This window comes from Estrella lausannensis (assembly GCF_900000175.1).
Lineage (GTDB): Bacteria > Chlamydiota > Chlamydiia > Chlamydiales > Criblamydiaceae > Estrella > Estrella lausannensis.
Window position 1 is genome coordinate 260,313 of sequence record NZ_CWGJ01000012.1, and the last position, 25,276, is coordinate 285,588.

At 48.2% G+C, this 25,276-nt stretch carries 21 protein-coding genes; 10 read left to right on the forward strand and 11 right to left on the reverse strand.

All coding sequences use genetic code 11. The features are described 5' to 3' along the window. Positions 1–132 precede the first annotated feature (132 nt). Together ELAC_RS06135 and ELAC_RS06140 are read left to right on the forward strand one after the other, a co-directional pair. Entirely contained in the window at positions 133–2,595 is a 2,463-nt protein-coding gene (locus ELAC_RS06135; protein WP_239414400.1) for an FtsK/SpoIIIE family DNA translocase, read from the forward strand. A 5-nt stretch (positions 2,596–2,600) separates the two neighbouring features. Next, entirely contained in the window at positions 2,601–2,846 is a 246-nt protein-coding gene (locus ELAC_RS06140; protein WP_098038404.1) for a hypothetical protein, read from the forward strand. An 81-nt stretch (positions 2,847–2,927) separates the two neighbouring features. On the opposite strand, the gene ELAC_RS06145 is transcribed toward ELAC_RS06140, so the two are convergent. After that, entirely contained in the window at positions 2,928–3,254 is a 327-nt protein-coding gene (locus tag ELAC_RS06145) for a hypothetical protein (RefSeq protein WP_098038405.1), read from the reverse strand. A 479-nt stretch (positions 3,255–3,733) separates the two neighbouring features. Here ELAC_RS06145 and ELAC_RS06150 point away from each other — a divergent pair, with 479 nt between their 5' ends. Continuing rightward, positions 3,734–4,540 (forward strand): MBL fold metallo-hydrolase, encoded by an 807-nt coding sequence (locus tag ELAC_RS06150; RefSeq protein WP_098038406.1) that lies wholly within the window; start codon positions 3,734–3,736, stop codon positions 4,538–4,540. Positions 4,541–4,751: 211 nt separating this feature from the next. On the opposite strand, the gene dnaJ is transcribed toward ELAC_RS06150, so the two are convergent. Both dnaJ and rpsU read right to left on the reverse strand, forming a co-directional pair. Then, on the reverse strand, positions 4,752–5,891 hold the full coding sequence (gene dnaJ, locus ELAC_RS06155; protein ID WP_098038407.1) for a molecular chaperone DnaJ: 1,140 nt from the start codon (positions 5,889–5,891) through the stop codon (positions 4,752–4,754). 99 nt (positions 5,892–5,990) lie between these two features. Next, positions 5,991–6,170, reverse strand: coding sequence for a 30S ribosomal protein S21 (gene rpsU / locus ELAC_RS06160; RefSeq protein ID WP_098038408.1), 180 nt, complete (start codon positions 6,168–6,170; stop codon positions 5,991–5,993). A 616-nt stretch (positions 6,171–6,786) separates the two neighbouring features. On the opposite strand from rpsU, the gene ELAC_RS06170 reads away from it, so the two are divergent. Beyond that, positions 6,787–7,992 (forward strand): hypothetical protein, encoded by a 1,206-nt coding sequence (locus ELAC_RS06170; protein ID WP_143406458.1) that lies wholly within the window; start codon positions 6,787–6,789, stop codon positions 7,990–7,992. A 193-nt stretch (positions 7,993–8,185) separates the two neighbouring features. Here the strand turns inward: ELAC_RS06170 and tsaB are convergent, their stop codons facing one another. From tsaB to ELAC_RS06185, 3 genes are all read right to left on the reverse strand, one after another. Continuing rightward, a complete protein-coding gene (tsaB, locus tag ELAC_RS06175) occupies positions 8,186–8,839 on the reverse strand; it encodes a tRNA (adenosine(37)-N6)-threonylcarbamoyltransferase complex dimerization subunit type 1 TsaB (RefSeq protein WP_098038411.1) in 654 nt (217 codons plus the stop codon). A 17-nt stretch (positions 8,840–8,856) separates the two neighbouring features. Beyond that, entirely contained in the window at positions 8,857–10,056 is a 1,200-nt protein-coding gene (locus ELAC_RS06180) for a TIGR02452 family protein (protein ID WP_098038412.1), read from the reverse strand. A gap of 95 nt (positions 10,057–10,151) precedes the next feature. Further along, positions 10,152–13,457, reverse strand: coding sequence for a hypothetical protein (locus ELAC_RS06185; RefSeq protein WP_098038413.1), 3,306 nt, complete (start codon positions 13,455–13,457; stop codon positions 10,152–10,154). Positions 13,458–14,573: 1,116 nt separating this feature from the next. Here ELAC_RS06185 and lon point away from each other — a divergent pair. The 3 genes from lon to ELAC_RS06200 are packed head-to-tail and all read left to right on the forward strand — an operon-like array spanning position 14,574 to position 18,723. After that, positions 14,574–17,009 (forward strand): endopeptidase La, encoded by a 2,436-nt coding sequence (gene lon, locus ELAC_RS06190; RefSeq protein WP_420810328.1) that lies wholly within the window; start codon positions 14,574–14,576, stop codon positions 17,007–17,009. Beyond that, positions 17,009–17,548 carry an adenylyltransferase/cytidyltransferase family protein gene (locus ELAC_RS06195; RefSeq protein ID WP_098038415.1) on the forward strand — a complete coding sequence of 180 codons (540 nt, stop codon included), beginning with the start codon at positions 17,009–17,011 and terminating at the stop codon, positions 17,546–17,548. The genes lon and ELAC_RS06195 overlap by 1 nt, the downstream gene beginning before the upstream one ends. An 11-nt stretch (positions 17,549–17,559) precedes the next feature. Continuing rightward, the gene (locus ELAC_RS06200; protein ID WP_098038416.1) at positions 17,560–18,723 is read left to right on the forward strand and encodes a rhomboid family intramembrane serine protease; all 1,164 of its coding nucleotides are present in this window, start codon (positions 17,560–17,562) and stop codon (positions 18,721–18,723) included. Here the strand turns inward: ELAC_RS06200 and ELAC_RS12060 are convergent. After that, positions 18,688–18,837, reverse strand: a complete 150-nt coding sequence (locus ELAC_RS12060) for an NUDIX domain-containing protein (RefSeq protein ID WP_420810327.1) — start codon at positions 18,835–18,837, stop codon at positions 18,688–18,690. The two genes, ELAC_RS06200 and ELAC_RS12060, sit on opposite strands and share 36 nt — an antisense overlap. Between ELAC_RS12060 and ELAC_RS11875 the strand changes: the two genes are divergently transcribed. Further along, complete coding sequence (locus ELAC_RS11875) at positions 18,799–18,978, forward strand: hypothetical protein (RefSeq protein WP_239414406.1); 180 nt, start codon at positions 18,799–18,801, stop codon at positions 18,976–18,978. The two genes, ELAC_RS12060 and ELAC_RS11875, sit on opposite strands and share 39 nt — an antisense overlap. Here the strand turns inward: ELAC_RS11875 and ELAC_RS06210 are convergent. From ELAC_RS06210 to ELAC_RS12000, 4 genes are all read right to left on the reverse strand, one after another. Beyond that, entirely contained in the window at positions 18,965–20,329 is a 1,365-nt protein-coding gene (locus tag ELAC_RS06210; RefSeq protein WP_098038418.1) for a sodium:solute symporter family protein, read from the reverse strand. The genes ELAC_RS11875 and ELAC_RS06210 overlap by 14 nt on opposite strands. Before the next feature lies 1 nt (position 20,330). Beyond that, on the reverse strand, positions 20,331–21,212 hold the full coding sequence (locus tag ELAC_RS06215) for a hypothetical protein (RefSeq protein ID WP_098038419.1): 882 nt from the start codon (positions 21,210–21,212) through the stop codon (positions 20,331–20,333). A gap of 1 nt (position 21,213) precedes the next feature. Further along, a complete protein-coding gene (locus tag ELAC_RS06220; protein ID WP_098038420.1) occupies positions 21,214–21,888 on the reverse strand; it encodes an aspartate/glutamate racemase family protein in 675 nt (224 codons plus the stop codon). A 150-nt stretch (positions 21,889–22,038) separates the two neighbouring features. Further along, positions 22,039–22,161: a hypothetical protein gene (locus tag ELAC_RS12000; protein ID WP_275425086.1), complete on the reverse strand. Its 123-nt coding sequence runs from the start codon at positions 22,159–22,161 to the stop codon at positions 22,039–22,041. Between the two features lie 410 nt (positions 22,162–22,571). Here ELAC_RS12000 and ELAC_RS06225 point away from each other — a divergent pair, with 410 nt between their 5' ends. Both ELAC_RS06225 and ELAC_RS06230 read left to right on the forward strand, forming a co-directional pair. Next, a complete protein-coding gene (locus ELAC_RS06225) occupies positions 22,572–23,504 on the forward strand; it encodes a ribonuclease Z (protein ID WP_098038421.1) in 933 nt (310 codons plus the stop codon). 523 nt (positions 23,505–24,027) lie between these two features. After that, positions 24,028–25,128: a hypothetical protein gene (locus ELAC_RS06230; protein WP_098038422.1), complete on the forward strand. Its 1,101-nt coding sequence runs from the start codon at positions 24,028–24,030 to the stop codon at positions 25,126–25,128. The last annotated feature ends 148 nt before the right edge of the window (positions 25,129–25,276 follow it).

The window sequence follows — 25,276 nt, forward strand, 5'->3', positions numbered from 1 at the left end:
GCCGCGAGACCGGATGTTACAAGCCACCTCATCTATATTATTAGCGGCTTGGAGCCATCCGCCCCTAGCGCTTTTCCCTTGCCAAAAGAATCATTTGAGGCGCTTTCGGTACAAATGAAATAAGGGATTGCCATGCGCGGAAAAACCGCCAAAACTCAGCGTTCAGCAAAAAAAAAGCCCCCCAAAAAAGAGCGTGATCCGGTCATCACAGGTCTTTTAGTTTTCACCTGCAGCCTCGCTCTAATGATCTCCATCATCAGCGCCTCATTCCACTCCCCTCCCGGCCACCTGATGGGATCTTTAGGTCTTTTCCTGGGCAGATCCGCCATTGCTCTCTTCGGAGTGTCCAGCTATGCCGTCGCTATGTTTTGCCTCTGGGCGGGATGGCGCCTGCTGTTTTTAAAACCCATGAATAATTTAGTGAGAAAAATACTATACATCTCTCTTTTTGTTTTTTCTTCCAATTTACTTCTCTCCCTACTGGAAGACAGGGCTCCAATCGCTGCGCGGGAAATCGAGAGACTTCTCTTTCCCGGCTACCTCGAACGCGGCGGACACCCCCACCTGGGAGGCACTCCGTTCTTTTACATCTATAAGGACCTGCCTGTAGTCAACTTGTCCAAAATGCTAAGCTCTTACGGCATCGCCCTTTTCTCGATTGCGCTTATCCTGACAAGCTTTTGCCTACTCTTCAAAATCTCTCCTTCCGCTGTTGTGGACAAATTAAAAGGGCTATTGCCAGAGAGGCGGGAGCCCCCTCCTGATTCTTCCGCTGCTTCCACTCCTCTGGATCCTATCGACAAAGTCGAAGAGTTAAAGGTAGACGAGCCGCGTCTTGTCAAAATCAAGACAAGCCCCTTCGCCACGAATCAAGAAAAGGACTCGCAGCGGGAGATGGAGACCTTGATGATTAAACCGCAGCTCAACCTGACCGAACGCCCCTCCCTCTCAAGAAAGAACATTGACGAGTTCCCTGTGACAGTTCCGTCTCTCTTCTCCAAACCGGCGAAGATAGAGGAGACTCCTACGGAGACAAGTGAGCCCAAACCTAAGGGACCTGCCAAATCCTCCTTGAGACAGGCAAGCAGTGGTGAGCTAAACCCGGAAGCGATGTTAAATCTGGATCGATACACCCTGCCACCCGTCTCGCTGCTTACCCCGGCCGTAAAAAACGACACCAGCAGCCTTAAAAAAGACTTAAGAAGGCAAGCGGAAGTCCTGGAAGAGACACTGCAAAGCTTTGGCATTGAAGCTAAAGTCGGTCAAATCAACTGCGGGCCCACGATCAACTCATTTGAAGTCCATCCTGCCATAGGAGTCAAGGTTCAACGCATAAAAACCTTGGAAAATGACATTGCCTTGAACATGGAGGCTAAATCGATCCGTATCATAGCGCCGATACCCGGCAAAGCAGCGGTCGGAATCGAGATACCCAACCCAAGTCCCCAGGAAGTAGGCTTCAAAGATATGCTGCAGGCATATCAACAAGGAGGCAAAAAATTCAGCATCCCCATCCTCCTCGGAAAATCGGTTGCCGGAGAATGGGTGGTCAGCGACTTGGCCAAGATGCCGCATTTGATCATCGCCGGAGCCACCGGTTCGGGTAAATCGGTTTGCATCAACACAATCGTCATGTCGATTTTGATGACAGCACGCCCGGATGAAATTAAGATGATCATGGTCGATCCCAAGAAGGTGGAGCTGACCGGTTACACCAAATTGCCCCATATGCTCTCACCGGTAATCAACGAGCCGTTCGGAGCCTGCCAGGCACTGAAGTGGCTTGTCAAGGAGATGGAACGCCGCTATGAAATTTTAAAACACTTGGGATTAAGGAATATTCAGTCGTTCAACCAGCGAGTACCTGATGAAGCCCAGGAGTCTTCCCTGAGCATTGAAATTCCCAAAAAACTACCCTATATTGTCGGTATCATCGATGAACTTGCCGATTTGATGATGGCCGCAGAGCAAGATATTGAAACGCCGATCGCAAGAATCGCACAGATGGCAAGAGCCGTCGGCATCCATCTTATCTTGGCAACGCAAAGGCCATCAAGGGAAGTCATTACCGGCCTCATCAAAGCCAACTTCCCCACGCGCATCGCGTTCAAGGTCGCAAGCCGTGTCAACAGTCAGATCATTTTAGACGAGGTGGGTGCCGAATCCCTTTTAGGCAATGGCGATATGCTATTTTTGCCCCCGGGCACCTCGCACTTGAGCCGCGCTCAGGGAGCCTATGTCAGGGATGAGGATATTGCTAAAGTTGTTCAGTACATCTGCGATCAGGCGCCGCCCCAATATGCAATAGCCTCTTTTGACAACAGCATTGATACCGACAACGGCGTGGATGACGACACGGGGGGGGACGAACTTTTCCGGCAGGCGAAAGAAATTGTCATAAAAACAGGAAACGCTTCAACAACTTTCTTGCAACGAAAGCTTAAGATAGGGTATGCAAGAGCGGCAAGTCTCATGGATGAGATGGAGTCGCGGGGCATAGTAGGGCCTCAAGAGGGCAGCAAACCGCGAAAAGTGCTTGCAAAAGGCGCGCTGGCATTGGCAGAAGAGCCTGGCGTAAATGACATAGATCAGTAGAGAAGATGAACGACACAACAGAACGTTTAGAGAAAAAACAGATTGAAAAAGCCAAGAGGCTACGATACCTCGGGTGGTTATTCTTTGTGATTTCCATGCTTTCTGCCGTCATGGCCTACTCTGCTGATTTTGAATCAGTGCGCGACTACATCCCTTTAAGCCCCACTGAGCAAGAAGGCTATTTCATGATGTCCATCGTCATGGGAGTGCTTGGCATGTTCTGCTTCAAGTCAACCACGCATCCGCAATAATTCCCCATCTTAGTGATCACTCCCCTAGTCAAGGACCAAATTCTTAGATGATTTCTGCATAACAAGCAGAACACCCCTACATCACGATGGGTATCCATGATCTAAATGGATGATCCCTTTAAGCCTTTTGACGTTTTTGATGAAGACACGATTTGCCTCTTCGAACCGAAGCAACTTCTCTTTGATTCCAAGGCTCAGCGCGTCCTCTCCGGTATTCAATCCCCTGGCAGAGGGAGCGCCAAGAATGCGGTTGATCTCTTCCAAAATAGCATTTTGCCTATCCTGTAGAGCCTCTAATTCCGTAAAGGAGATATCATGCCGTGTCATCTGAGCCAGCGCTTCTGCAACTTGGACTAAATCATCTGTCAAACGATCCAATCTTCTCAGTGCATCTTCTCGCGATTCCATCAATGACACGCCTTACCCGGAAATAAAATTAAACAGAGGTCTTCACTCTTGCCTGACTCTATACCGATACTATCTCAAAATTTGGGATTTTGAGACACTTTCAGTATAAACAGTCTATTAAACGACTGAGGCGCCACACTTCTTCCATATGCCATTTTGATAGATTCCTTTCCACTGTTAAGAGACGGCCCGTAACCTGAAATCGTATGATGGGTTGCCGAGTTAGGTTATAAGCTTATAACCCTAGTGGGCCATCTCTTATAAAAGCCTCTGACAACACACCACAAAATTGAGGATATGCAAATCAATTTCCGCATTTGCGAGAAGCTATCGCCTGCCTGGAGCGGAATCAAAAAATTCCTCTTCTTCATATTTAAAGGGCATCTGTGTTAAAACTTGGTGCGATGAAGCTTTATGACTGCCACTCGGGTTATAAGCTTCCGGCCTTTCGTCAACAGAAGAAGAAGTACAAGGAAATAATGAACGGTTTCTGCCCTCTCGCCTCCGGTTCTAAAGGGAACTGCATCTTTTTGGGAACCAAGGAAGCAAAAATATTGATCGATGCCGGAATAAGCACGAGGGCAACGCGCAACAAACTTGCCTCCATCGGCGTTTCAATAGAGGAAATCGACGCAATCTTGATAACGCACGATCACGGCGACCATATCCAGGGCCTGAAGGTAATGGCTTTTGATATGGGGATTCCCGTACTGGCAAACCACGAGACGGCCAAAGGGATTGCCGCATATTTTGAAGAGTGCCCTAAATTTAAGATTTTCACTACCGGTGAGACTTTTGAATTCAGGGATCTTGAAATTCATCCCTTCACCATTCCTCACGACACCTTAGATCCTGTCGGATTCTCCATGCGCTATGAGGCGTTGAAACTCGGCTTCTGTACCGATCTTGGTTTTGTGACATCGCTAGTGAGGGAGCAGCTGAAAGACACCGACTACCTCTACGTCGAGGCCAACCATGACCCCGAACTGGTCCACGCCTCAGCGCGTCCCCCTGTGTACAAGCAGCGTGTTCTCGGCAAAACCGGACACCTCTCCAACCTAGCCTGCGCGGAGCTTTTGCATTACATATCCCACCCGGGACTGAAAAAAGTGATTTTGGGACACCTCTCAAGTGAGTGCAACACTAAGGAGCGCGCTCTCGAGACTATAAGAAACTACTTAGGTAAGCACTCCATCGACTTGAACCTTTCCGTTGCACTGCAAGATACCGTCTCAGAGCCTGTGTACTTTGAACTGGGTGCAGAAATACCTCTTCAGCATTGTTGATTCGCTAGGTATCACAAGCTTCGACACGGCTTTCCGGAAGCCACAAAAAAACAGAAAGTTTGTAATCGCCCCATTATTTCTACTGCTGGTGACCAGCAATCCTTCTTGGAGAGTCTTCCCAAATATTGATAAAATTTCTGAATAAACGAGCAAAAAAAAATAGTATGATTTGATCGGATCAAATCATACTACTTCTATTCGGAGGATCTTTTTAAGCAAAAATATCTTTAATCTTGTCCAAAAAGCCTTTTTTTTTAGGCATGTTGGCAGGACGCTCCAGAGTAGAAAACTCTTCAAGCAACTCTTTTTGCCTTTTGTTCAGGTTTGTCGGCGTCTCGACAAATATCCTCACCAGCAAATCGCCTTTCCCTTGGCCATGGACATTCTGGAAGCCTTCGCCTTTAACCCGAAACACTTTTCCGTTTTGTGTGCCGGCGGGAATTGTGATGCGGCAGGTCTGCTGTGTTAACGTGGGAACATCTTTTTTACATCCAAGTGCAGCTTCTGTGAAACTGATTGGCAGATCCAGTGTGACATCATCGCCTTCCCTCTTGAAGATCTCGTTCTCCTCAACATGAATGAAGACATAAAGATCTCCCGGAGGTCCGCCTCCCACTCCTGCGTCACCGTAGCCATGCATCTTAAGTCGCATGCCCGAGTCTACTCCAGGAGGGATATTGACTTTGACCCTCTGCTTTTCTTTATTGACACCTTCTCCGTGACACTTCTCGCAAGGATCCGTAATCGCTTTTCCTTCTCCATGACACTTGGGACAAGTCATGGACATACTGAAAAAGCCCCTTTGCTCGAGGATGACACCTTGGCCTGCGCAGCGATCGCAACGGGAAATTCCCTGTTTGGATTTTGCGCCGGACCCTCCACAGGTCTCGCAAGAAACGTAGTTGGAAACAAGCAGTTCCTTTTCTACACCCTTGGCAGCCTCTTCAAATGTGATCGTGAGATTGACGCGCTTGCTGGCTCCCTGGCGTCTTTGGTTTGAAGAAAAGCCCTTTCCACCACCTCCAAAAAGGCTTTCAAAAACGTTATCGCTGCCGCCGAATGCGCCCATGAATGTTCTCAGGGCTTCTTCCATTGACGAAAACCCTTGCCCTGCTCCCGGGCCCCGGGCATGCGCTTGCACCCCTTCTTTCCCGTAGCGATCGTAGAGTTTTCTTTTATTTTCGTCAGAGAGAACTTCGTACGCTTCCGAAATCTCTTTGAATTTTTTTTCAGCTTCCTTGTCGCCCGGATTCTTATCGGGATGGTATCTTAGAGCCTGTTTCCGATAAGCCTTTTTTATTTCAGCCGCGGTCGCTTCCTTGGATACTTCGAGGATGTCGTAATAATCCATATTTCACCTCAAATTAATTCCTTCGCCTTGAGGCCGATGGGCACAAAAAGCTAAATTCGATTGCCCCTTGGCAAATTAAAATAGAATAAGCGGAGAGTGTTAGCGAGTGCGCTTGTACTTCAATGCAGCTTTCGACTTGGCGCGCTTTTTGATGGAAGGCTTTGAGTAAAAGCGATGAGCTTTTACAGCTTTCATAATACCTTCTTTATCGAGTCTTTTCTTGAGGGTTCGCAGTGCTTTATCGATCGGTTCGCCGGGTCTGACTTTAACGATTGTCATGAAGAGTTCTATCCTAAAGTTTATTTGTTTGTGGAAATTTCAGGCTTTGCAGCCACCGAAGCTGCTGAGCCAAAAGTCTGAATCCATTCCTGTGAAAGGACAAAAAAAGCATACATCACTTTTGCTTATTAGGCAAGAAGGAACTGACAGGGGAAACGGGAAGCTGTCGGGGTCGCTTTTAAAGAGGGTACAGGGTGCTCTCAGGGCAAATTGATGAAGGACAGGCGCCTTGCACCCTCCCCTTTTTTCGGAGCCGCGCCCCTCCGGAGAAAACCGTTCATCCGCGCCCAAAACAGAGGAAAGCACTGTACCTAAAACAGTCTCAAAATTTCAGCCGATGACTTCTGTTTGGAGACAACCTCCACATTGATATTGACTAAATCTCAAATTTCGAGACTCTTTCATTACACGGTTTGTAAAGTAGAAATTTAATTAACAACAAACAATTTAATTTAGATTTTTTATGTACCAAATAAACAAATGGGTTACATATGATTTAACGATCACTTAACAAATAAATTAAAAAACAATTTATCTTTTCAAAAATCTCACCGGACAGAACAATATTAAGCTTTTTGTCCTCGCGACATTCAATCACACAAAAGGAAGATCGAATATGGCGTTCAATCCATTAACTACCAATACCTACCCACAAGACCCATGCATACCCGAGAGAGATACACCACAACCCGCTCCTTTTTCCGCCCGAGCCGAAAGGCGACCCCTGTCCAAAAGAACAGGGAGGTTGCAGCATAAAGCCTCTGTAACGGTAGTGGAGACACCAAGCGAAAGCGAGAAGAGGACAGCAAAAGCGGCAAGCCTGGACAAACCCAGTGAAAAGAAGAGAGAAAAAAGGCCGAGGCGCTTTGAAACCATAAATAAACCTTCAGAAGCTAGATTGACAGATCTCGCTGCCGTAATGTCTACGACCGCTGAGATCCTCCCAAGTTCTCAACGCGAAATAAATCCGGCAGAAGGAGCAGAAGACAGCTTCTTTTCCGCTATGCAGCAGGCATTGTCAGTCAAGAGTTTCCTGATGACGCAGCGAAGTGAGCCGATTCAGGCGCACCCGATGGCCAGAAATCCTGTCCAGTTTAAGAGAGCCCTCATCATCAACATCCCCAATGAAGATATGTCGGCCTCTATAAAAAACCTGATGTTCAATGGCGAGTATTATCCCATCGAACAGATCGGCACCGGCACCTATCATAATGTCTATCAGTTCATCACCGATAAAAAATTGGAGATCAACGGAGTTGAAATTCCGATGGGCGAAGTAGTCGTTAAAGCCCTGAAAGGGAACCTCGGACCGAAAACTGAAGTGACCGAATACAAAAACGACCTGAAAGCGATGCTTGACGCTGAAAATGCCGGAGTCCCCATACCCCGAGTATTTGTCAGGCCAGACCAGGTTCAAGATCCTATAGATCCCAAAAACGGATTTTGGATCATCGAAAAGATGGCAGATCCAGTTTCTGCTGATGAGCACGACGCTTTCGAGTTCGCAAGGGCCTGGCTGCTGCGTTCCGTGGTGGAGAACAAAGAGTTAATCAACGATCTTTACGCCAGGAATCTGATGAGGAATAAAGAAGGTGAAATCAAAGTTGTCGATTGCGGTGTTTCTGAAGTCAACGAAAAGGATGCATGGGATTGTGATTTCACCATAAATTTGGCAAGCTATCTTTATCACTGGTCTTTGAATGGAGATCCGCTGAAACTATCCATCCTGATGGAAGGGTATCCGGCACATTTGCAGAAGGCTATTCTGGAAAAAATCCAAGAGCGGAAGCTAAGCGCGGCAACTTCCCAATTGACCCACTGATGCAGAGTGATCCTACCCAATGAAAGAAGCTTGAGTGGAGGGTGGGGCTCTTTCGGGCCCCACTTCTGAGCGCATTTGGTACGCAGTACGACCCAGGCCTGCACCTAAATTGAAAATTCAGACGGCGTATGGCCTGCTGTGCAATAAAAAAAACCAATCTCCGCCATCTGGAGACGCCTTCTATATCATTCGCCTATACCGATTCCCTAAGATAGAGAAGCTTTAAATCGTCTGCTTCAGTCACTTGCCCCTGCTTAAATTTCAAGAGGGCCGATTGAATCAACCCTTCGGCCAGTACGAAGGCCTCCTCAAAATGTGCATTGGAATGCAAACCTTTCTCCTGCCATTTTTTTTGCAGGAGGTGTGCGTGGGGAGAGACAATCAGAGTTTCCTCAGAAATTACTTCAGCGAGCTTTTCCAAGGTCAGTACCTGGGGCGTTCCCACATAATGAATTTCTCCCCCTTTCACTTCACCGAAAAGCACGTAAGCTCCCGCTATTTTAGCATCAAAAGCAGCGATGAAAGATCCGTTCTTTAAAGTTTTTGGCCTGACTCCTTCTAAGGATGAGACAGCGACCAAGGGGACATTGCCTGCAAACGAAAGCGTTTTAGCAACCATAGCCCCTACCCTCACGCCTGTATAAGAGCCGGGGCCGATGCCAATAGCGATAAAAGCCAACTCCTTGACAGACACTTCCGCGGCGAGCAACCCCTTTTCCATTTCCGATAGCAGGAAACGGCTGTGCTGAAATCCTCTCGGCATGCCGGAGTGAAATAAAATTTCGGACTCAGAAAAGAGGGCGCAGATGCCATCCTCAGTCGCAGTCTCTATTAGAAGCGCTTTCATGCTAACACTGGCAATATTTAGTTAAGTCTTTCACACATTTCACGGAATGCCGCCACATTGGCTGCATCACTTTGTCTTTGCTGAAGGATAGCAAAAGTTACTGTTTCAAAGCGTCCTTTGAACTCCCGTTCGTTGAACACTTCTTCAAACAGGGCAGAGATAAGCTTCGGAGGATTTTGAAAGGCTCCGCACCCAAGGGCGCCTAAAACAAGATCCTTATGACCTTTCTCAAATAATTTCCGCAGCATGTTCCGTATTCTCTGCTTCGTTTGGTCTACAAAAGCCTGATGCTTGACGAGGTGCTTGTCAGTATATACCACCTGTGCCGATAGCCTCAGCTTGACACGATCATGGGAGCTCCTTCTGAGATCAAAAGCCGCGACAGCGATCAGAGCGATGTCGACAGGCTCTTTCATAAAAGCATATCCCTTCGTTTCGTCCTCCCTGAAAACCTGCACATGCGGGGAATAGATTCCTCCCTCTGCAATCTTCGCCTTTCCCGCTTGAGGGTGGCGCGTAATCGCCATGTAGTTGCTGCGCCTGGCGAGAGCCTCTTCCTGAGCCGGACACCCCTCCTCAACTCCGCCTCCCCTTATATAGGCATTCGCCATGTTAATTCCAGCGGGATTGCTTCCGGCCTTTTTAAGCTTGACGAGGACATTGAAAGTGTCATCATTCTCGACGGAAAAACGCGTGGCCAGGATGGAAGCTTTGGGAAGAAGGGGATCCATTTCGCCGTATACCTCGGTCTGATCGAGCATGGGCTGGCTGTCTATCTCGACTACTTTGCCTTCAAGGATATACCCTCGCTCATAAGCCTCTTTGGTCTGCCAAAAAATTTTCTGCCTGAAGGCGTAAGGGCTCTCATTCTCTCCGGGATTTTCGTAGTTATTTTCTTGCACCTCATATTGCGGGATACCATTGACACAGACACGCTCAAACGTAGTTTCATATCCCTTGAAAGCCGTCTTCCAATCCTCCCTGAGAGCTGAGGACAAAAGTGCAAAACCTAGAGTGATCACCGCCAAGAAGATCACTTTGGCTATCAAGAAAACCGATCGAGAAAGCGAGATCGGCACCTCTTTTGTGATATTGCGAAAAGTGCGGCCGCCGCTCGAAGCTGTTACTGAAATTTCTGATGGCGACAGGGCTAAAGGGGCTGTCGGAAAAATAGAGCGCTGAACGTAATTTGTGCAGGGAAATTCGGCCGATTGCATGGTTGGTCACCAAAAAGATTGATAAAGCCAGATATTATGGATCGTAAACTCTTTTTATTCAATATCAAATGGTCTACCGCTGCAGGGACAAGCTCTTAGAGAGAGTCCTCGAACCGAACCGAGCACCCTTTAAAAATGACTTCAAAAACTTGCGCCAGATGCTCCGCTTTTTTTTCAAAACCGCGAACTCCACTCAAAATTCTTTCGAGACGATCGAAAAAAATCGGACGCTTCCTCACCATTAAAGCTCTCGCAAACACAACCATGAAAAACTTTCTTCTAAACTCCCGATCCTGATTTTTGCCTGAAACCAGGGCGACTAAAGCTAAGAGAAGCGCATAAGAGACGATGGCGCGATCAATAGCATCCTTGCAGCTGATGTTGAACGACACCACTCCGAGCTCCATAATCAACAAAAGCGTTAACATACTCTGGACTGTATCAATAAAGAGAATCCTCTCCTCCTTCTCCAGAAGACCTTCTCCCATGAATAAATATTGATGGACAGCTTCGATCATCTCGATCGTTCTTTCTCGCACATCGGGAACTTTTTTTAAGAGATTGGCCGAAAAGGAGTTGCCAGTAACCGTTTTGGGTAAATCAAATAGCTGCTTGACAAAGGCATCCTTAAACAATGCCGCTGAGCACATCCCGGCAAACTCCCCGGTCTGATAGTAAAATGGGGAGTTTTTAGAAAGCACTAAGACATAGAGCGCATCAGGAACTTTTTGTTCGGCGAAGCTGTTAATCGCGTCGATGCGATCTGTCTCCACCTCTCCCAATATTCTCCAGGCGGGGATCTGATTTTGATTCAAAACGAACAGATGACTCTTCCCTGTAGCCTGATAGATAGCCATGCAGGCTTGGAACTCAGGATTTAGGACCGCGTAAGAAAACGCGCCCTCAATTGTCGGGCTGCCAAAGGCCAGAGCTTTGACGGCGACATCCACTCCATCCACCTTAAACTGTAATTTTCCCAGCAGTTGCGGCAAATTACCCTGACGTATCGGATCAAAGTCGACATTCCAGCGTCCGCGCGCCGAACTGGCCAACTGATGAATCGGGGGTCTTTTCGCTCCGACAGGCACTGCGTTCAGACACTTCCAAATCTCTTCATATCCCTCCACCATCGAGGCAGAAGTCCCTTTGGGGAGATTTGTTCCTTCCTGACCGAGAAGAGCCGCCCCCCAGCTGACGAACTTATCCAGCATTGCGAGTGCTGGTTGATCCAGATTCATTTCGGTCATGAGCGTCTCAGCCACTTTAAGGTAAGGGCTAATCTCCCCTTTTGCAAAAATTTGGTCATCGGTCAACTTTGAGCGCAATCCCAGAAGAAATGTTTCCGAAAAGCTAGTGCGCAAGGCATCCAGCTGCTGCCGAGTGATACTCCTTGTCTGAATCGACAGAGAGTCTTTAGCGAAAAATCCGCTTTTGTCATGAAGTCCGAGCAGCTGGCATTTATTCTTCAGTTGCCGCAAAAGCTCAAGATAGCGTTGGCACTTCCAGTCGATATCTTCAGCCCTTTCTGACTGATAGATGACATCCCAGGCCAGCTCGCTATAGGATCGTATCTTTTTCGGAACCGACAAAACGATGGGAGACTTTTTTCTCTGCACCAGTCCCCTTAATTTGCCGTCTAAAAGATCGATCAGGCAAAACCATCCCTCCGGGTTCCCCTTCCACCCAATTTCTAACATCTTCTCTTTTATCAGCAAAAGTCCGGCCACCGATCTCTCAAAAAAGATCTCCAGATCCCTAAATAGGGCACGTGATGAAGAGAAGCCGCCCTGCAGATTGCCGATCACCTCTCTGAATTTGCCGAACGCTGCGATCCCCTCCCTCACTATATGTGTTGCCTCAACGACAAAAAGGGCTTCCGAGTCGCGATCAGACCTTTTTGAAAGCTCATTTTGTGTATCGCTCAAGTTGTAAAATTGCTGTAGGAGCTCTCCGGCAGAGAGTTGATTTTCCGCATTCACCAACGACAGCCACTTCAAAAACCCTGCCATCTTCCCCAGCCGGCCAATGATCTCATTCTCGGCAAAAGGGGCGGCTACCCGATCCAGACTTTGAAGCAGGTGGCAGCTTAAGGGGACAACGACTATGTGGGACGAAGGATAGACATCGCTATCATTCAAAGATGTCTCGGCACCGGAGGGTAAAAGAAGAATATCCTCTCTGAAGTCTGAGCGAAGGGAGAGCTCATAAGAGCAATTTTTACCTTCGATCACGAGAGCGCTCTCGACTCTTGTCATCATTCCATTCAAACCACTTTGCAGCACTGCCTCAACTCGTTTCACCACAATCGAGGCACGCTCTCCCTTCTTCAAAAGCCGCTCCTCAAGCCAGGCTCCAAATGCGTTGACCCTTTTCTGAGAAGGCTGTCGGCTTAAGCACGAGAGGATCAGCCAAGCGATTTTCGCGGCAATGAAAGCGGCTTGATCATAAGAGTGGCCAAAAAGAGAGGTGGCAGCTTCTATGGCCGAACCATCCAATTTCATTTTGTCGTGGATCTTAGCAGTCAAATCATTTTGAATTAATTCGGGATCAAACGGATAGATGTTCTGGAGATTTAAAAAAAAGCCTTTCTCTTTTTCTTGCAGCATCAGACTGACCTGCTCTCCAATCTTGCTTAAGAAACTATCTAACGTTTCATAGCGTTCACTGTAGCAAGCTCCGGATAGCGAGGTCTCGTGAAATTTGACAGTGACACTTCCCTCCTCAAGATAATCGTGGATAAACTGCTCTATTGCCACGGCAACAGTCTGCTCTAAATCGCTTTGCAGATTCTTTGCGGACTTAAGCACCCAGGGTTCCGATCTTGAATCCTCATGAGCGGGCAGCACGACCGAGATTCCTTTTATTGCAGCGAATTCCTCTTCGGTTATCCTTCTGTGGAGAAGCAGTGAGGAGATCAGGCGGCATAATTCGGCACCGTCTTTGTCCGAAGCGTAATAATAAAGTGCCGGACAACTCTCCTTAATCAATTGACAAATGAGCAAAACAGGCAAAGGTTCGGCCACAACACAATTCCTTACTAGGTCGATCTCTGCCGACTGCATGCTGATTCGATCTTTCCATGTATCAAAATAACCCCAAGCTTCCAAGAGAGCTTTTTGAAATTCGCTCTTATGCCGCTCCAGCATCTCCTTTTCATGAGGCTCAAGACCCTGAATTTCTGACCGGCTAATCAAGATGGCGGCAAGCGATCTCTCGTTGGCGAGTGTGCGGGCGGTGATTTTCCTTAAAGTTTGAACTTCCCCTCCCGGGCGTCCTTTAAAAGTGCGAGAGGCGACCGTGGCCGCAGGGCCTATCAATATTTCTCTCTCATTGTCCGGCGGCAGCTGTTCATCAGCACCTTGCAGCCCATTTCGACCCTTCAACTCATCAACACTAAACATCACCACTCACCGGAAATTGTCAGTTCGCTTCATTATCAAATTAGAGACCCGTGCGCCTCGATTGACAGCACGGTCTCCAAACGATGGATGAAAAATTATTTTTGAAGCAATGGCGCATCTGCTTATAGGCAAACATCGCCCCTGCTAACTCACATCAGCCTGTACCGGATGCATCTCAAAATTTGGTTTCTGGCAAAGAGAAAGCTCCTCAGGTTGGAGAGCCTTCTCTTTGATCAAGCAAACCAAGACAATTTCAGCACATAAATAAAGACTTATAAATCACTCACTTAATTTTTCTATTAAGCAAACAAAGCGCGTTATACCGAAAGTATCTCAAAACTTGGCATGGGGGCTTTGAGAAAGCCTCGGGATTGAATGATCGTAAGCCACCTCATATTTCTAATATTAGGTGGCTTACGATCATTCAATCCCGAGGCTTTCTCAAAGCCCCCATGCCAAGTTTTGAGATACTTTCGGTATAAAGCGCTTTATAAGTTAAGCTTCAATACAAACTCTTACAGACTGCCTGCATAATCGATAAAATCCGAATCTCCCGGTACGTCCTAAATATCACCCTGCTGTTGAATCTATTATTGCGTTTCATATAAAATCGACGAGCTTGCCTTACTGAAGCCCCCTACCCAAGCGAACTTCGAAAATCGGGGTTTTGAACCGAAATGAATCCAAAATTCGGGATTTTGGCAAAGAGAAAACTTCTATCAGAAAGTTCGCTGCGTAGTGAGGTCAGTCGGCAGGTGTGAAAGCGAATAACGTCAGCCCCTATTACCGGTTCGAAGAGACTGGGAAATAAAGGGTGCCACTATGCCGAAAGCGTCTCAAGATCTGGAATTTTGAGACAATTTCAGTATAAATAAATCTATTTTATACCCGACATTTACAATCGAATAAATGCGGTATTCAATAGCTTTTGGCGTCTCTCGGGGCTTTGAAGTTACAACTTAATTTAAGTGTGGTATGGTGAAGGGGGCGTTAAAATCGGCGCTTCCGGATCGGAATAGTAAATGTGCGCAACCGATTTCGAATAATAGCGGAGTTACTGGATTGGACGAAGAAAGAGAAAGCAAAGACTTTGAGACGGAAATCGAAAATGCTGTTATCAGCTCTCTCGACGAGGGAAAGGCTAAAGCTGCCAAGCAGCCGGCTCCCCCCGAAGAGTTGGATATTTTCCCTATCGTAAAACGTCCCTTCTTTCCGGGAATGGCAGCGCCTGTGGTTGTCGACCCGGGCCCCTATTTTGACGTTATAAAAAAAATTGCCAAATCGGATCACAAATGCATCGGTCTTGTGCTGACAACGCAAGAAGATGCCGATATCTACACTGCAACCTTCAAGGATCTCTACCCCATCGGCGTCGTCGCAAGAGTCCTTCGCGTCATTCCCATGGAGCAAGGAGGAGCTCAAGTCATCCTCAACATGGAAAAGCGCTTCGAGATCAAAACGGCTTCCAAAGAATCCAGGCCGTTAAAAGCGGTTGTCAAATTCCACGATGAGCCGAAAGAAATCTCAAAAGAGCTGAAAGCTTACTCAATCAGCATCATCTCCACCATCAAAGAGCTGCTTAAGCTAAACCCGCTTTTCAAAGAGGAACTGCAGATATTCTTAAGCCACTCCGATTTCACCGAGCCCGGTAAGCTGGCCGACTTTGCCGTCGCTTTGACGACAGCTTCCAGGGAAGAGCTACAGGATGTACTCTCCACATTCGACATCGGCAGCCGTGTGGACAAAGCGCTGAATCTGCTTAAAAACGAACTCGACTTAAGCCTTCTGCAAAACAACATCAACCAGAAAATCGAATCCACCATCTCTAAAAGCCAGAAAGATTTCTTTTTACGCGAACAGCTAAAGACAATCAAAAAAGAGCTGGGCATCGAACGAGATGACAAATCTCTCGACCGCGAAAAGTTCGAGCAACGACTCAAGGGTAAGCATGTCCCCCCCGATGTCAAAACAGTCATTCAAGATGAGATGGACAAGCTAAGCGTTCTCGATGTGCAGTCAGCGGAATACGCCATCTGCCGGGGATATCTTGACTGGCTGACGATCACGCCTTGGGGTGTTCACAGCAAAGAAAGCCATGACCTGAAATCAGCGAGCAAAATCCTGGCCGAAGATCACTATGGCTTGGAAGACATCAAGGAGAGGATCCTGGAGTTTATCGGTGTTGGCAAACTGACAGGCGGGGTCAAGGGGAGCATCATCTGTCTCGCCGGGCCTCCGGGAGTCGGCAAGACCAGCATCGGCCGCAGCATCGCCAGAGCGCTAAACAGAAAGTTTTATCGCTTCTCCGTCGGCGGCATGCGCGATGAAGCCGAAATCAAAGGCCACAGAAGAACCTACATTGGAGCCATGCCGGGCAAGCTCATCCAGGCACTTAAATACACCCAGACGATGAACCCGGTCATCATGCTCGATGAAGTGGACAAGATGGGTTCCAGCTATCAGGGCGATCCTGCTTCGGCGCTGCTTGAGGTTTTAGATCCGGAGCAGAACAAAGAGTTTCTGGACCACTACCTTGATGTGCGCTGCGACCTGTCCAATGTTCTTTTCATCGTGACAGCCAACATATTGGACACCATCCCCCCCCCTCTGCTTGACAGGATGGAAGTCTTGAGGCTTTCGGGATATATCCTCGAAGAAAAAATCGAGATCGCAAAACGCTATTTGGTGCCAAGAAACAGAAAAGCGATGGGACTGAAAGCTAAAGACATCAACTTTTCTAACGATGCCCTCAAAAAGATTATCAACGGCTATGCCTTGGAAGCCGGCGTACGTAACCTGGAAAACCAAATCAAAAAAGTTCTCAGAAAAGTTGCCGTCCGCATAGTTCAGGAAGAAGAGAAGGTAACGAGCGTCAAGAAAAAGGGCGGCAAAAAGCAAAAACCCAAAGAGATCCAACACAGGCTCACAAGTAAAAATGTCAGCGATTTTTTGGGTAAACCCATCCACTTGAGCGACCGTTTTTACGAGCAAACACCCGTCGGAGTTTGCACAGGCCTTGCCTGGACGTCAATGGGCGGTGCGACGCTTTATGTCGAAGCGATCAAAGTCACCGGAGAAAAGACGGAGATGAAGCTGACCGGACAGGCCGGACAGGTCATGAAGGAATCCTCGGAAATTGCATGGAGCTACCTCCATAGCGCCCTGCATAAGTATGCGCCTTCCTACACCTTCTTCGCCAAAGCCCAGGTGCACATGCATATCCCGGAAGGGGCTACTCCCAAAGACGGCCCATCGGCCGGTATTACGATGGTGACAGCTCTTTTATCCCTGCTCACAGAAACTCCGGTTCTAGAAGACTTGGGGATGACGGGAGAGCTGACCCTGACAGGCCGGGTACTGCCGATTGGCGGCGTGCGCGAAAAACTAGTCGCAGCCAAGAGGGCGGGCCTTAAGACAATCATCTTTCCAAAAGACAACACCCGCGATATTGAAGAGCTTGCCGACTACATCAAAGAAGGGATGGATATCCGCTTTGTAGATCACTACGACGAGGTATTCAAAATCGCCTTTCCGGATAAGGCGGAGGAGTGATGAACTTAAGGGACCCGAGGGTTTATATTCCCGAGGAGAATTTGCCGACGTGGGAGCAGGCGTCCCAGGGTATCATCATCCCACGAGAAAAAGTGGAAGAGGTCGCCCTGAACTTGCGCCGGAGCGGTAAAACAATCGTCACGCTGAACGGATCGTTTGACCTGATGCACGCCGGCCACCTCTATATGATCCACCGCGCCTCGCTTCTTGCTGATTGCCTGATACTTGCACTTAACACTGACAGGTCAATCCAGAATTATAAGAGCAAAGACAGACCCATAGTTCCTTTGAAATGGCGGCTCCAAATGGCGGCCGCTCTCCGTTTCGTCTCTTACGTTACCTCATTTGATGAGCCCGACCCGCGTGCGATCTTGGAGTTAATCAAACCCGATATCCACGTCAATGGCGCGGAATGGGGACAAAACTGCATTGAAAGGGAAGTTGTAGAACGAAACGGTGGAAAGCTGCATATTGTCGAAAGGATCGAAGGACTCTCCACAACGGAACTGATTGCAAAAATTCAAACTCTCACCAGCTGATAGGGAACCTGATGCGACTGATCGGAAGATTCAAAGATCGAAGGGTAGCACTAACCTTCTCCAACTATCTCTTTTTCCAGGCAATCGAAAACGAGATCGACCCTTCGAGAGATGAAGAGCCAGCGGACACTGATGTCGAATCCACAGTCTGGGTAGTCGATGAAGACCAGTTCGATACAGCCCTCCATTGGTACAACCTTTTCCAGTCAGATCCGGAGAATCCCCTGTTTAAAAGATCGGCGCCACCATCATTTATCCCCGAATTAGAAGAAGAGGAAGAGGAAGAAGAACCTCTCCCTGCTAAAGAATCGGGAAAGAAGCCAAAGCAAGAGCAGTTTTTCATCACCTATCTAATACTCCTGATCTGTTCTATGCTCTTTTTAGCGAGCGGTGTTGGCACTCCCCCTCTCCAAAAAATCCCGAAAAATGTCCCACTCACACCGGTATTGATGCCGAACGTGGAGAAAACTCTTCTTTTCGACTATCCCCTGGCCTGGGAATACATTGACAGGCTGGTGGAAAACTACGGCGTCAAATCGCTTGAAGACCCCCAAAGCCTACCCAATGAAGGAAAGCTGCTCCTCTATCAATTCTACAACACCCCTTACTGGCAGGGTTATTATGATGAGATGCTGGCCGCACTCTCCTCAGAGGTAAAACAAGACTCTCAATCCAAAAACGCCCCCCTATTTGAAAAAATACGCGAGGGCGAAGTGTGGCGACTCTTTACACCCTGCCTTCTCCACTTTGACCTCTTCCACATCTTCTTCAATATGATGTGGCTGATCGTACTGGGCCGGCAGATGGAAACAAAAATCGGAGGAGTGCGTTACACCCTCTTCATTGTTTTGACAGCCATTTTTTCTAACACCGCTCAGTATCTGATGAGCGGACCGAGCTTCCTCGGCTTTTCCGGTGTCGTCATGGCGATGATCGGATTCATCTACATGAGGCAGAGGCTGGCGATGTGGGAGGGTTACCAGCTGACCCGCTCGACGCTGCTTTTTGTGGCACTCTTCATCGGATCTATCCTGGGACTGCAGATCTTCTCTTTTATCTTAGAAATCACAGGAGTCAGCAGCTTTTCACCGCCGATCGCCAACACAGCACATATTGGCGGCGCCGTTGCGGGAGCGGCTCTAGGAACGCTCTCCTTTTTCGCACGAAAAAATTAAAACAACTTCTCCCTGCGAAAACCCGGTCTCTTCCCTGATTTCACGAAAAGCTGCCTGATAAGCCATCTCTCCTTCATGCACTCCCTCCGATACCATCTGCCAGGTATCGGTCACGTATTTACTGATCCTGCGGATGAGGAGGCAGCGTTTGTCATCGTCACCTTGAGGGGCGACAAACCCGCTGATGCAAAGAGGAGAGATGAAAGAATTCTCATGCCAATCGATTTAGATCAAAATAAAGCTAACTATCAATAACATAGTTCTCCTTAGTTTTAAGCCTCGCATAAGCCCACCCCAGAAAGAAGCCGAAGAGGGAAAGAATAACGCTCATGATCTCGCGTGGAAATTCTACGGGGTAGAACCGGAAGAGCACAAATCCAGCAGCTCCGAAGCAAATCGCCAGGAGAGATGCCTGCCTGGCACTGCCAAGCTGAAAGAGCGCAAAAACAACCGGGACAAAAAGGCAGCTGACCGACAGCTCATAACTTTGAATCAGCACATCGACGATGTTGTTGAATGCAAAAGCAAAGTAGATTGCGATCAGTGAAATGAGTGCCGTGAGCCAGCCCGCCCGCTTCATCCCGTCATCTCCCTTTGACAAATCGAGCGAGAAATCGCTTCCTATGTTTGATGCGATTGCATTCAAAAGCGAGGTTGCCGTGGAGATAATGGCCGCCAAAATAGCACAACCGGCAAAGGCTGCGATATAGGGCGTTGTCGTCATTTCGATCACACTCATCAAGATGCTTCCTCCAGGAGTCGATTCGACCCCCTTAATGCGCGCCAACACTCCGAGGAGAACCGGGACAGTGCAAACTGCCATAGTGCCAGCACCTGCCAGTAAGGAGGCACAGGAGACAACTTCAGGAGACTTTCCGGCAAAACAGCGCTGCCCCATATCCTGCTCGATCAGCATAAACATGAGAGGCATCAGCAACCATCCCGTCGCTTTGGACGCAAGGGAAAAATCCAAAAACTCGCCTGCAGTCAAGAGACCTTGAGTGCCGCCGGAAGATAATGTCCATCCAAAGAGGAGGGCAAAAACGAGCGAAAAGAAAGCCGCCTGCACAAGATCTGTAGAGATCACAGCCTTTAACCCGCCGCGGGCCGTGTAGAGAATGACGATTCCCCAGAAAAGGATAAAGAGAGGGACGCTCTTCACTCCCAGGCTGACCATGAACTTGCTCGAGGCGATGATCTGCGCGACGAGCACCATGAACAGGGAGACAATCGAAAGGAGAGAGGCTGCCTTTCTTTGCACCGATGAGCCGTACACTTTCTCAAACACTTCAGCGACCGTACTCACATTGAGAGTCGCTAACCTTCTTCCAAAACCAACCCCTAAAAGCACAAGGCCAAGGGAGGAGCCGAGGGGATAAAAAAGGACCGGCCAGCCGTACTGATAGGCCTCTTCAGCCGCCCCCAGAACAACGCCGCCTCCTACTTGGGTGGCCAAAAATGTCATCGCCAAGGGGAAGAGGCTCACCTTTCTGTTTGCCAAAAAGTACTCTTCCTTTCCTTTCGGAGCTTTTGAAGAAAATCTCCCCACAATCCAGTAAAGAACCTGCAGTGTAAAAAGCAGAATGAGAAAGAATGTTGTGTCCATCTTACACCTCCTCATTCTCTGTAGAGCATTTTCCCTCACCTCTAAGGTATCGGGACATCTCCCCCGGCCGGACATAGTCGCCGCTCCGAGTCAAGTAGGGCCTGCTATCTTCTCCATTCTGATACTTAAAGAAGAGGAAGGAGACTCGGATAGTTAAAGATTCGACCTCTTCACCCAAATCCTTTTTAAGCCATTTGGGAAGGTCTTCCGAAAAGTTCCGGTAATATTTCCCTTCCCCTCCCGGAAGAACAAAGGCGGCGTTGACTAAAGAGCACCCCTCTTGAATAGCTTTTAGGGCAAGCCGGCGAACGAGGTAATACCCCTCTACATATTGCATGCAGGAATAGGCTTTTTTAAGATCCATGCTTTTGATCGCATCCAGCAAGGACTCCCCATTGCCATAGAAAGCGTCTATGGTGATTCCTAAAGGTGCAAACCTTTCCGAAATTCGCATCAATTGCGTGTTGCTGGCAAGGCAGCCGCTCACCTCCCGATAGAGCTCTTCTCTCTTTCTTGCTTCTTTGCAAAACTGAAAGAAGGATGCCGAAGAGAGGGACTTAATCGATGCCGCGCTGACACGCGCTATCTCTGCAGTCAGCTCCGTCTCCTCTGTCATTTCAGAGACAGCTCTTCTAAAGCTCCACTCTTCCAGTGAGTAGAGGCAGAGGGTGATATCCCTCTTCTCTTCTAGCAGAGGCCGGATGATTCTATCTGTCATGAAAGCAGCCCCCGCTTTCGGCAACCCTTCAGGGCCCACATACCAGCAATAGATGGTGGCCGGGCCGCTTATTTTGGCCACTTCAGCCACCACCTTCTCTGCTGTCATCGTATTATTGGGACGCAAATCCACTTTAATGCTTCCCTGTACTGCACTGATACTCATATTACTTCTCCTTATTATTAAAACTTTTCTCTATAACTTCTTGTGCTACGATCTCCAGAGGATCGATGATTTCACCCTCAAACCCGACAAGCCCCTCCTTGATCAGAGACAGCTCTGTACATCCGAGAACGAGGGGCAAATCAGGCCGTTCCACCGCCTCGACTATGCGCTTCAGCTCTCTCTTACAGAGGTCTAAATCCTCCCGTCTCAAAACTCGATCGATCAGAAGGTCGATTTCTCTTTGCACTTCCTTTCCGGGATAGACACTGGGAAAACAAGCGCCATGCACATTTTTTTTAACGGATGTTGATGTTGAGAGAACCATCGCCCTCCTGCCCCTTACCCGCTCCCGAGTCATGAGCGGCATGTGGATGATGGAGGCTCTCATTTCAGGCGACAAAAACGCGTGGACGGTGTTGCAGGCAATCGCGAGCACCTCCGCTCCTGTGCGTTTTAGGGTATCTAGAGCTCTTGTGAGTTCCCCTTTCAGGATCTCTTCCTGAACTGTGTCGGTCAGCATTTCCGAGAAGGGGAAACTAAACAGCGTCACCTGTGGAAAATCTCTGTCGCGTTGGCATTGATATAGGCTGGACGCAAGCGCGAGCACGCGCTCGGTGAGCAACACCCCCGCCATGGGGCCGGCTCCGCCTACGATACCGATATTCTTCGGTTTCATGGCAAAATCCTTGCATTGGCCGGGGTGGCAAAAGCTCCCCGGAAAATAATGATAAAAAATGGATTGCGGAAAAGAGCCTTCAGGCTTTTATGGAAAAGCCAAAAACTTCTTTAGCGCGAACAAATAAATGTGTTTAGTCAGGAAAAAAAATTATTGAGCTGAATGCTCGTGATGATGGGAAGGATGGATGGAAGAAACGAGAGCAGCAAAGAGGGTGAGCGGCGGCTTGCACTTGGAGCGCCTTATATTAAATTCAAACTGCGTGGTATTCATATAAAACCTTTGGTTTATAACGAGCCTCATGGGGCATTGGAACTATTTTAGACAATATAGAACTTGAAAACAAGTAATTATGCTGAAAGTGTTTCAAAATCTGGTTTTTGGCAAAGAGAAAACTCCCCAAGATTGAACGGTTGCATGTCACCTAATATTAGCAATATGAGGCAACTTGTAACCTTTCGATTCCGAGGCTTTCGCAGAGCCCGGATGCTAAATTTTGAGACACGTTCGGTATAAGCTCCTTCGAGGCGGACTCCTTCTTTATTTTTCAATAGAAAATCAATCGCCTCTCCACTAGAATGTTATCTTTTTTAGAGAACTTTGCTAGGTGCACGCGCTGTTTGCTCCACATGTAAAACAGTAAAAGTTTCAGCCGTGCGCCACTCAATTTTGGGAATTTTTCAATGAGCGTTAGAGACCTTGTCATCTTGGGAACATCGAGCCAGCAGCCAACGCGCTTCCGCAACCACGGCGCTTACCTCATTCGCTGGAATGATGAAGGCTTCCTCTTTGACCCGGGCGAGGGTACCCAGCGACAATTCATCTTTGCCAATATCGCCCCTCCTGTTGTCACGCGCATTTTTGTTTCCCACTTCCATGGCGACCATTGCCTCGGGCTTGGCTCCATCCTGATGCGCCTCAACCTGGACCAGGTCACACACCCCATCCACTGCTATTACCCCGCTTCAGGCAAAAAGTTCTTCGACCGCCTGCGCTACGGCACAATCTACCACGAGCATATCCATGTGGTAGAACACCCCGTCTACAAGGAAGGTATCGTCGAAGAGGGAGATAACTTCAGTATCGAGGCCGTCTTCTTAGACCACGGTGTCGACAATATCGGCTGGCGCATCACTGAAAAAGACCAGCGCAAGTTCGACAACGCCAAGTTGAAGGGCTTCGGCATTCAGGGCCCGCTTGTCAGAAAGTTGATCGAAGAGGGAAGCATAGACGCCGATGGCAGGAAAGTGAATATCGATGAAGTCAGCTGGATCCGCAAAGGGGACAGCATCGCTGTCGTGATCGACACCAAGATGTGCGCTGAAGCGATAGAAATATCGAAAGACGCTCTCATCCTCCTCTGCGAGAGTACCTATCTGGAAACGGAGAGGGATCTGGCCGAGCGCAACAACCACCTTACCGCCAAGCAGGCCGCGGAAATCGCCAAAAAAGCCAATGTCAAAAAATTAGTGCTCACGCACTACTCGGCCCGCTACCTTGATGAAAAAGTCTTCGAGACAGAGGCGAGGGAGGTGTTTCCTAACACCGTTGCCGCCAAGGATATGATGTATATCCCCTTTCCAAAAAATCCACCCGAAAAGAAAAGCGGAAGTTGAAGCGGCGCTTCTCCTTGATTTGCTGTTAATCGCAATTTCCGCACTCCACCTCAAAAACCACACATCTTATTTTTAAATCACTGCCGGCACAGTGTTGCAGAAAAGGTCTCACCACTTCACCGCATAGTAAAACTCGTCATCGCGATAGCCTCTGCCTTGTTGATAGGGCGTTTAGCACTGATCACGAAAACCACGCGGGACTTCTACTCCCATGCCTGGGAAGCTTGTATGCGAGTTTCCGCGAACTTTCAGCTACCTTGCTCGGGAAAATGCGACTGGCCGGTCTGAATAGTGGAGCTTTTGACTTTGAAAGATGAAAACCCTCTTCCCCTGGAGCCTATAGATTTCAGTGCACGAGTGGATCTAGTCGATTTTGAATTGATTAGCATCCCAAGAGTTCCCACACCACCTCCAGCACTATTTAAGCAGCAAATCCACCAAAAGACATGTAGTTTGAATATCGTTGACTTTAATGTTTAAATAATTCAGTATTTTAGCCAATTAACAAACAAAAACAGGGTTTATGAAAGAATTAATACTTAGTAGAACTGCCGCAGCGGACTATATTTCCAGCCACCACCTGCAAGAGACAGCGCCGAAAAAAGAAACGGAAATCAACGGAAAAAAATACACTCAGCACAGTTTAGAAGAAAAGGTTTCACCGCTTCACCGCGTAATAAAACTCGTCATCGCGGTGGCCTGTACCCTAGTGACACTAGGTTTTGCGCTGCTCACAAAAACTGTACGTGATTTGTACTCTAAGGCCTTAAAGGGTCCAGCTGTAGTTCTGATCTATTCTCCAACCCCTGCCCTGGAAGCTTATATGCGGGTTCTCGGACGAAAACCCGGCTACATTGGTACCGAAGATGAAACGACTCGCTGGCCTGAATACTGGGCGCATATGACCTTGGAAAACGGGGATCCTCTTCCTTTAGATCCCACAGATTTCGTTCTTACAGTGCAACTCTTTGATCACCTCAAGCCGCTGCCTGGAGGACTGGAGCGCGACATTTTCCTTCCCTACCAACTCCTCAGACAAGTCAACTCAGGAGAGACATTAAACCTTCTCTACAAAGGGGAGTTGATAGAGCTTGAAGCGAAACAACTCACCGATGAGGGAACTGAAATTTTCGAGGAGTCTGTAAAAGGAATGAGGGCCTTGTTCTTACAAGATGAGAGAACCGGCCTAGAGACAATCTCGCACTTCTCGAGAACGCAGCCGAATCCGCTCTTCTTCTACACACTCAATGGAGGGGGATCTGTCCTGGCGCTTGATTTGTCCAACCCAGAATCCATCCATCCGACAAAGAAAGACCAGCAAGTTCTTCAACAGCTTGAGGGCGCACATCCCTCCATTCAGAACTGCTATGCTGGAGTAGATGAAGAGGGTAATTTCATTATCCGAGCTGATGTGCCGGGGGCTGAACAAGTCGAGATTTTGGTTAACTCGAAATTTATCGTCATTTCGCACAACTGCGGTTTTTTTGGCGCAAAGGTTAATAAAGTGCGCTGGGATATCATGACGGGACTGAAAAACAAAACAGTGACGCAAATCGAAGAGGCTCTACTCAGCGCTCAATTTAGTTATCAAGGGGGAATCGTAATACTGGTGACAAGGATTTAACTTTTCTCCCTCCTAGGGCTGCCTTTTTCCACCGGTTAAGGAGCAGCCCCTCACCCCCTACTAATCACCCCCGACATAAAAATATTCGACTCAAACGAGAGTGAGTCCTTTACTGTATTCGCTTACTGAATTGACTCTATTCCACATA

Bases quoted from the DNA above. Each gene is read 5' to 3' on its own strand.
- ELAC_RS06135 (WP_239414400.1), top strand. From the start codon at position 133: ATGCGCGGAAAAACCGCCAAAACTCAGCGTTCAGCAAAAAAAAAGCCC.
- ELAC_RS06140 (WP_098038404.1), top strand. From the start codon at position 2,601: ATGAACGACACAACAGAACGTTTAGAGAAAAAACAGATTGAAAAAGCC.
- ELAC_RS06145 (WP_098038405.1), bottom strand. From the start codon at position 3,254: ATGGAATCGCGAGAAGATGCACTGAGAAGATTGGATCGTTTGACAGAT.
- ELAC_RS06150 (WP_098038406.1), top strand. From the start codon at position 3,734: ATGAACGGTTTCTGCCCTCTCGCCTCCGGTTCTAAAGGGAACTGCATC.
- dnaJ (WP_098038407.1), bottom strand. From the start codon at position 5,891: ATGGATTATTACGACATCCTCGAAGTATCCAAGGAAGCGACCGCGGCT.
- rpsU (WP_098038408.1), bottom strand. From the start codon at position 6,170: ATGACAATCGTTAAAGTCAGACCCGGCGAACCGATCGATAAAGCACTG.
- ELAC_RS06170 (WP_143406458.1), top strand. From the start codon at position 6,787: ATGGCGTTCAATCCATTAACTACCAATACCTACCCACAAGACCCATGC.
- tsaB (WP_098038411.1), bottom strand. From the start codon at position 8,839: ATGAAAGCGCTTCTAATAGAGACTGCGACTGAGGATGGCATCTGCGCC.
- ELAC_RS06180 (WP_098038412.1), bottom strand. From the start codon at position 10,056: ATGCAATCGGCCGAATTTCCCTGCACAAATTACGTTCAGCGCTCTATT.
- ELAC_RS06185 (WP_098038413.1), bottom strand. From the start codon at position 13,457: ATGTTTAGTGTTGATGAGTTGAAGGGTCGAAATGGGCTGCAAGGTGCT.
- ELAC_RS06195 (WP_098038415.1), top strand. From the start codon at position 17,009: ATGAACTTAAGGGACCCGAGGGTTTATATTCCCGAGGAGAATTTGCCG.
- ELAC_RS06200 (WP_098038416.1), top strand. From the start codon at position 17,560: ATGCGACTGATCGGAAGATTCAAAGATCGAAGGGTAGCACTAACCTTC.
- ELAC_RS11875 (WP_239414406.1), top strand. From the start codon at position 18,799: ATGCACTCCCTCCGATACCATCTGCCAGGTATCGGTCACGTATTTACT.
- ELAC_RS06210 (WP_098038418.1), bottom strand. From the start codon at position 20,329: ATGGACACAACATTCTTTCTCATTCTGCTTTTTACACTGCAGGTTCTT.
- ELAC_RS06215 (WP_098038419.1), bottom strand. From the start codon at position 21,212: ATGAGTATCAGTGCAGTACAGGGAAGCATTAAAGTGGATTTGCGTCCC.
- ELAC_RS06220 (WP_098038420.1), bottom strand. From the start codon at position 21,888: ATGAAACCGAAGAATATCGGTATCGTAGGCGGAGCCGGCCCCATGGCG.
- ELAC_RS12000 (WP_275425086.1), bottom strand. From the start codon at position 22,161: ATGAATACCACGCAGTTTGAATTTAATATAAGGCGCTCCAAGTGCAAG.
- ELAC_RS06225 (WP_098038421.1), top strand. From the start codon at position 22,572: ATGAGCGTTAGAGACCTTGTCATCTTGGGAACATCGAGCCAGCAGCCA.
- ELAC_RS06230 (WP_098038422.1), top strand. From the start codon at position 24,028: ATGAAAGAATTAATACTTAGTAGAACTGCCGCAGCGGACTATATTTCC.